A 7,731-nucleotide genomic window follows, 5' to 3' on the forward strand; every position below is an offset into this window, starting at 1 on the left:
GTCAATATTTCGAAAACCAAAACGGTTACGCTTTAATGCCTTGATTTTACGGTTAATTTCGTAAAAAGTGCTGCGACAATCGTTGGTAAACCAGTGACGATCCATCAAAGCGACACTTGGACGCCAAATATGAGTTTTCAAACTGCAACTGACACGAGTGGCAATCAAATCACAAATTATGACCAAATTGCCGGTACAACGCCGTTTGTCATTACAGAGTTTACAACGGACGGGACACCAATAAAAACGTATACTAGCACTGCAGCGTTTAACGCGGCTAAAGTTGTTGGCGGTTTGTATTGGATTTCATTCACAAACAGCGGCAAAGTTTCGGAACCAGTTCGCATTAACGTCGTTGCCGATCAAAGCGTGGCCAATGTCTATTATCAAACCAAAGACGGCCAGGCTTTAGACAGTAAAACTGTTCAGGATCTCGATGTTGGTAGTACCTACACGACGACTGGCACCCAACAGATCACAAAAGATGGCCTGATTTACAACTTGGTTTCATCATCCCCGGCAATGGACGAAAATAACACTGTTTCAATTGTGATTGACAAGGATGGTACGCAAAACAATATCACGTTCATCTATGAAATTGCGAAGGGGTCAGTGACTGTCCATTACGAGGATGAAAATGGCCACGTGCTCCATCCAAACGGCTCTGTATCTGGAAACATGGGAGAAACTTATGCGGTCACACCTGTTGATCTAACCAATCTTGGTTATGTTTATGTAGGGGTAGGTAGTGATTCGGCGCCAGAGAACGGGAAGCTAACGAATCAGAATCAAACAGTCACGTTTGTTTATCGATTCACAGCGACCACACCAACGCCTGAAAAAGCTGGAACTTTGACCGTGAAGTATGTCGATGAAGCCGGACGGACCATTTCTCCGGATATTAGTCGTGAAGGTTTCGTCGGTAATGGATATGATGTTGCTCCTGCTGACTTAAGTAATCAGGGTTATAGCTATGTCGGATTGGATTCGGATTCAGCTCCTGTCAAAGGAAGCCTCACCTCACAATCGCAGACAATTATTTTTGTTTATCATTTAAACACCGAAGTTCCAACACCCGAAAAGGCTGGAACGCTAACTGTAAAATACGTGGATGAAGCCGGACAAACCATTTCTCCGGATATCAGTCGCGGAGGTTTCATCGGTAATGGATATGATGTCACTCCTGCTGATTTGAGTAATCAAGGTTACAGCTATGTTGGATTGGGTACGAATTCGGCTCCTGCCAAAGGAAAGCTTACTTCACAATCGCAGACAATTATCTTTGTTTACCATTTGAACAGTCACGAAACGACTCCAGAAAGTTCGTTACTGACGATTAAGTTTGTGGATAAAAATGGTAAAGAAATCCATCGTCGTTTGGTACAATCAGGATATCAAGGCAACGGCTATACATTCACACCGTTGAAAATTGCTGGTTACCGATACGTTGGCCTTGCCTCAGGATCCGCGCCATTAAGCGGTAGTTTTGATGCAGAAAACGTTGTGATTGCGCTGGTTTACGCCAAAATCAATCAGCAACCGGGCAAACCAACGCCACCAAACAAACCAATTGTCGAAAAACCAGACGTTCATATCCCAGATAATAAGACACCAACAATTAATGCAAAGCCAATCGCTGTTAACCAAACAGCTAACCCGGACAATGCTCCACAAAAACTTCAGCAAACCAAGGCAGCTACTCATAATGCAGATCAATTACCACAAACAGATGAGCAGAAAAGTTTAATCGCTGAAATTCTTGGCATGACCGGATTAATAAGCTTGCTGGGATGGCTGGGACTTAAACGAAAGAAAGAATAACTAGAAGTTAAAAATAGCTTGAACAATAAATAAAGGGTGAGGAAATTATTGAACATTTCCTCACCCTTTTTTACGTTAGAAAAACAGATAATAAATTCCGCTCAACCCAATAAACCGGTAAATCCACTTTCTAAACGTCTGGTCATCTAGTTTATTCGCCACTCTCGCCGCAAGGATCGTGCCAATTCCGGCGGCAATCATCCCCACCAAGATGTAAGGCACATCATGCACATCTAAAATGCCATTAGCGACCCGCACGCTGTTAATGTAAAAAGCGTCAATTAAGAAAAAGCCTTGAATACTGGCCGTATACTCCGGAATTGATGTGGATAGCGACAAAAAGTACAGAGCCATCAATGGGCCACCAATCCCCAACAACCCATTAAAGAATCCAGAAATCACCATAAAACAAACCGCTATGTACCATGGATATTTACGATCACCTGCGTTTTTAAACAGCGTAAAATACAAACACAACGCCACCAATAAACATCCCAATAACACCCGCATCACATGGGTATCCAAAACACTGCTGAGATGGACGGACCAAGTGGCCACCGCCGCGTAAATAATAAACGGCACCACGACTCGTTTTAGTTTAAATTCATGGCGATATCTATAGGTCAAGCCCACCATGCTGGCCAACATACTCAAACCGGCAATCCCGGCTGCCGGAGCGATGGGTAAAATGAACGGAAAAATCGTCATCATCACAATGACCGCGCCAAAACCGGTCAAGCCTTGCACAAATCCCGCTACCATTGCCGGGAAGAAAATTAATAACCAAGTCACCAAGTTGGATCTCCTTTAAATACATAATTGTATCTAGTATGGCCGAACTACGCGTTAAGGTCAATGACCACAACTCCACCTGAAAACTAACAAAAAAATGACTTTGCCACGGATAAATTTCCGCAACAAAATCATTTTATTAACCGTTTTTATTAGTGTGCTAGTTTTGCCGCACCTTGTGCCTAAGCCTCGTCTTCTGTCGGTCCCTTATCTAAAAAGGCGCTAACCATCCAGATCAGTTTGTCCATCTCTGCCTTAAATCCATTCAGCATATCTTGAGTGGGTAAATCCTGTTCTTCATCAGTAATCTCAATACCTTGTTGATACTGATCTCTGATGTATCTGAAGTCATGATCTAAATGCTTCATGAGTTCAGGCAACGGAAATTCTCCCCAGTCAATCACTTCATCTGGCAAATTTGTGTGCTCGATAAACTCGTGAGTCGTCGCAAATGGCTTGCCACCAAGCGCAATTAACCGTTCTGCTACTTCGTCTAGCTGTTCCGCAAACTCTTCGTTAAATTCATCCATTTTCGGATGCAGTTTAAAGAACTCGGGTCCGCGCATGTACCAGTGAACTTGTTGCACATTAACTTGCAACTGACTTAAATCAGCAATTAACTGGTTCAAATGTGTCTGCGTTTTGGGAAATTGATCCATGGTCATAAAAAAGTACCCCTTTCAGTTTTCCAAGCTGGTTTTACCCATCGACTATATCTTCAGCTTAAAGGGTTTGTTAGGGATACTCAAGTTATCTGCCTACTGGGATTTCTGGCTAAACAAAAAAGGCAAAGCCATCGCTGGCTTCACCTATCCTTCTTCAATTCCTAGAATCAAGCGAACTTCTTCCTCTGTTAACGAGCCCTTATTTTCGGTTCCGCTAAGCACTTGATCTACGAAATTTCGTTTCTTTTCTTGTAATTTATAAATTTGTTCTTCGATGGTCCCTTTCGTAATTAAACGAAAAACATCCACCTGTTTCTTTTGACCAATTCGATGAGCCCGCGCGGTAGCTTGATCCTCAACCGCCGGATTCCACCACAGATCGACCAACACGACCATATCGGCACCAGTTAAATTCAAACCAGTTCCCCCGGCCTTGAGCGAAATCAAAAAGATATTCTTCTCGCCGGCATTAAACGCATTGACCATTTCCAAGCGTTCCTTAGGTTTCGTACTTCCTTGCAGGACATAATGATCCAAATGCTGTTTATCCAGCTCGTTTTCCAAAATCGATAACATACTGGTAAACTGCGAAAAGATCAAGACATGCCGATTATTTTCTTCCGCTTGCCGCAAAATTTCGGTTAACTGCTCTAGTTTACCGGAATCGCCTTTATAATCATCTAAATACAAAGCCGGCGTATCACAAATCTGTCGCAAGCGCGTCAAACCAGCCAAAATAGCCAACTTGTTTTTCACAAAGTTTGCGCCGGTCATCCCTTGAACCTTCACCTGCATTTGTTTCAATTGGGCCAAATAAACCGTCTTTTGTTTGTGTGTCAGTTCATTGTATAAGTTTGTTTCGACTTTCGCCGGAATATCTTTTAACACAACGGATTTCTCCCGCCGTAAAATAAACGGTTTGACCCGCACAGCCACCTCATCGGCAGTTAACTGTTTGAACGCTTTCCGGCTAGGCAAGAGTCCGGGCATGACAATTTCAAAAATGGCCCACAATTCTTCGACCCGATTTTCAATTGGCGTCCCAGACAACGCAAAGGTGTTTTTTCGCTTGAGCTTTCGAATACTCTGATTGGTTTTGGTGCTCGAATTTTTCACAAATTGGGCTTCATCCAACACCAAATAATCAATTTTGCGATCATTATACTCGGTCACGTCCAAACGTGCGCTATTATAACTGGTGATCAGCACATCGGCTTGTTCGTTTTCAATCAAATCGCGGCGATTAGCCTTATTACCATCGATAACCTGGGTTTTAATTTCAGGCGCAAACTTAGTAAACTCTTCTTGCCAGTTATAGATTAAGGATGCGGGTGAAATGATTAGATCGGGCTTGTCTTTATCAATATGGTCCAACAAAAATGCGATCATCTGAATCGTTTTACCAAGACCCATTTCATCAGCTAAAATACCGCCAAAATTGTAACTATCCAGCATCTCCAGCCACTTCACACCAATTGCTTGGTACGGCCGTAATATGCCATGTACTGGATGAGAAGCTTTAATTTCAAAGTTTTCCGGATGTGCTAAGTTTTCGGCAAGTTGTTTAAATTTATCATCAAACTTAGCGGTTCCCTGTAAGGCTGCTTGAACCGCAAACGCCTGTGAAGCATGCACTTTCAGTTGCCCGTTTTTAAACTTCCCTTGTTGGCGAATATTCAATAGTGCCTTGCTGACCTTACGAAATTCATCGTCCAACAAGACCAGTGAGCCGTCTGCCTGGGTGATATATGGTTTTTGCGAATCTAGCTGTGCTAAGACACTATCCACATCGTTTTCGTCGACACCTTGCAACGAAAACTTCACTGAAAGTAGACCATCCTTTTCTGAAACGTTCACTTTCGGCGCGAGATCCTTAGAATCATGCAAACTGTTTTTCAGGTCATCACTCAGCGTTACCACACCATTCTTACGCATGTTTGGCAACTCCAGCATGAAGAAGTTAAACATTACATCGGCATCATCGAAAGCCTTCACCCAGACATCCTTACGTAAATAAAAACCAAGACTATTCAAATAATCCCAAGCCTGATCCTCTTTTTCAGTATTACGGCGTTTTTCAGGGACCTGATCAATATCCTTACTATCAATTAATTTACCACCGTAGTCATAACTTAATTTCAATTGCAGATTGTTGTCTTGTTTGCTCAAATCAAAATGGGGAGTCATTTGACTATCAAAAAAGTCTGCTGATACATCCAAATTACCAATTAATTTGAAGAATTCAATGAAATTTTTCAGTTCTGCTTCCTTACTCTTGTCAAAATGCATTTGAAAGCCTGCATCAGCGGGGTCACGATTCATAGCATCGCCCATGATGTTATTGTACATATCAACGATCCGACTGATAATAATAGCTTGTTGTGTAGTAGCTTGATAAAAAACATTTTGATTAATCACAATTGCACTTCCAAAGATCAATTCCTGAAAATCGCTTTGAATTGTTAGCTCGTATCCTTCTTCATCCGGTTTAAGAGCACCTTTAATCAAACCGCTATTTGCATGAAACGGCTGATACTCAATACTATCAAATAAAAATTGATGATCGCTTTTTTGAAAATGGAAGTTTTGTAATTCATTACATAATTCAATAAACTTAGGAACTACCCTATCCGCCAGAAGATAATATTTATTCATATCTAGCGTTCCGTTTCCATCGAAACTAGGCAATCCGGTCACAGTCATGAAATCTATTAAGGCCTTATCCGCTCCTGAAAACACAGTTTCACCCAACTGAAACTCATTTTTTCCGGCTGTTTTATAGACACCCTCATCCATGTATGCAGCCAAAAAACGTTTAAGATTATTCACCACATAAAATTTATTATCAGTTTTTCTTGCAACCCTGAGCCTAAGAAAGAGATGATTTTCAGCTGGGTAGTTCCAACCCTGACTTAACTGGCCAACCATCATAGTAACATCAAGCACCAACGGCTCCCGAACTGTTTCGGCTAAAGGTGTAAAGTATCGTTTTTCGGGCAAATCGATACTCTGTAAATAGCGCTCACCTGCCAAATCAGCCATTGATTTTCGCTTGTGCACCATTTTTATCTCTGGAAAGTCAACTGTAGGGTCTGTCCAGTCTGTCTCGTCATCATCGTAACTATCGCGATTAACATCAAATAACGTCTCGATTGGATCCTTTGCAAATTTAAATAGTTCGACTACTGCCGCTACATGCTTACAGAAACCATTTTCTGCAAAATATGGACAAGTACAGTTATCATTATCTGGATCTCGTCCCACAGATACATCATACGCATAAGTACCATAGACTGTGGCTTCCACCACCTGTCGCTCTTCGTCCAAATTCTCAATGTTTACTTGTCCATCCTGAAAAAGCTTTTTCCCTCTGTCCCAAATCTTGGATGGCATTGTTCTCCGACGCATATTATTACTCCAAGTCTTAATCTGATTTTGATCCTATACTTCTATTTTACACTACTGTTGTTGAAAACAGTGTTGCGAAATGCTGAATAGTTTTCATAATCATGCAAAAACACAGATCTCAAGAGAAAGATCTGCGTTTTTATTATTTTTAATTGATTATATGTACTCACTTTGGGATAACATCGGGGGTTAAAAATTATTCTACAACTCACAAGTACGCAAAAATTTGGTCAATTCTTCAAAAAAGCAAAGCTCTCTCAAAAAGAGAATTTTGCTTTCGTTTCATCTAGCTTTACATATTCACGCCATTTCCCAAAATCTGTTGGTAATTCTGAATAACAAGATTAAAGTCCGCGGTTGAAAGCTCGCCAACTCTTTCCATTTGTCTTTTAAAATAATCAAAAGAATACATTTGCCAAGCATTTACGTACCCGTCGATTTTTGAATGATGTACTTTCACCGAACCAAAACGATGCTTCGTATGTGTAATCGGGCAAACTACACACAGTCCTGTCAGTCTGTTATATTCTGTTATGCTAATTACAACGGCTAGACGTCTCTTATTAACCTCATTACCGGGTGAAGGATCAAAGTTTAGATAAATAATGTCCTGATAGTGCGGATAATCATTCATCTTTTTCACGTCCAATCATTTTCACGTCCTCAAACTCTGATTTTTGAGAACTAATTTGTTTCAACAATTTTGGATCTTTAAAGGGATTTTTAAGCTTAGGCATAAATACAATCTCTCCATTTGGTCCTTTGGTAACAAAATACCGGGCATTCTTGTCTAATTTTATATTTGCGGGAACGGTCAACACTGTGGAATTACCCACTTGACGAGGCTTTATCGTTTGATCTGCGGCCATAAGCATACACTCCTCTTATTAGGATTGGTTTATTATAGGCAAAGTGTATCGTATATACAATGTGTTTACAAGCAAAGACAATTCATTCACTGAGTTTTTACTGACTGACCACCACTAGTAAGAAAGTACGCAAAAAATGCCTTTGTTTTCTAAAATTGAAAGGCTCCAATAAAGTT

Annotated in this window: 6 protein-coding genes; 1 reads left to right on the forward strand and 5 read right to left on the reverse strand. The window is 41.0% G+C overall.

Going from position 1 to position 7,731, the window contains the following annotated elements; translation table 11 throughout:
* The first annotated feature begins 129 nt into the window (after nucleotides 1-129).
* A complete protein-coding gene (locus tag DD627_RS04595; RefSeq protein ID WP_260274586.1) occupies nucleotides 130-1,821 on the forward strand; it encodes a MucBP domain-containing protein in 1,692 nt (563 codons plus the stop codon).
* A gap of 75 nt (nucleotides 1,822-1,896) precedes the next feature.
* Here DD627_RS04595 and DD627_RS04600 read toward each other — a convergent pair whose 3' ends face one another.
* The 5 genes from DD627_RS04600 to mazE all read right to left on the reverse strand — a co-directional run bounded on the left by DD627_RS04600 (nucleotide 1,897) and on the right by mazE (nucleotide 7,555).
* Nucleotides 1,897-2,613, reverse strand: coding sequence for a sulfite exporter TauE/SafE family protein (locus tag DD627_RS04600; RefSeq protein WP_068806759.1), 717 nt, complete (start codon nucleotides 2,611-2,613; stop codon nucleotides 1,897-1,899).
* A 182-nt stretch (nucleotides 2,614-2,795) separates the two neighbouring features.
* A complete protein-coding gene (locus DD627_RS04605; protein ID WP_068806635.1) occupies nucleotides 2,796-3,278 on the reverse strand; it encodes a Dps family protein in 483 nt (160 codons plus the stop codon).
* Between the two features lie 144 nt (nucleotides 3,279-3,422).
* Nucleotides 3,423-6,686 carry an SNF2-related protein gene (locus tag DD627_RS04610; protein ID WP_260274587.1) on the reverse strand — a complete coding sequence of 1,088 codons (3,264 nt, stop codon included), beginning with the start codon at nucleotides 6,684-6,686 and terminating at the stop codon, nucleotides 3,423-3,425.
* Nucleotides 6,687-6,978: 292 nt separating this feature from the next.
* The gene (locus DD627_RS04615; RefSeq protein WP_068806644.1) at nucleotides 6,979-7,320 is read right to left on the reverse strand and encodes a type II toxin-antitoxin system PemK/MazF family toxin; all 342 of its coding nucleotides are present in this window, start codon (nucleotides 7,318-7,320) and stop codon (nucleotides 6,979-6,981) included.
* Nucleotides 7,313-7,555, reverse strand: a complete 243-nt coding sequence (gene mazE, locus DD627_RS04620; RefSeq protein WP_068806647.1) for a type II toxin-antitoxin system PemI/MazE family antitoxin — start codon at nucleotides 7,553-7,555, stop codon at nucleotides 7,313-7,315. The genes DD627_RS04615 and mazE overlap by 8 nt, the downstream gene beginning before the upstream one ends.
* Nucleotides 7,556-7,731 lie beyond the last annotated feature (176 nt).

This window comes from Pediococcus sp. (genome assembly GCF_003533255.1).
Lineage (GTDB): Bacteria > Bacillota > Bacilli > Lactobacillales > Lactobacillaceae > Pediococcus > Pediococcus parvulus.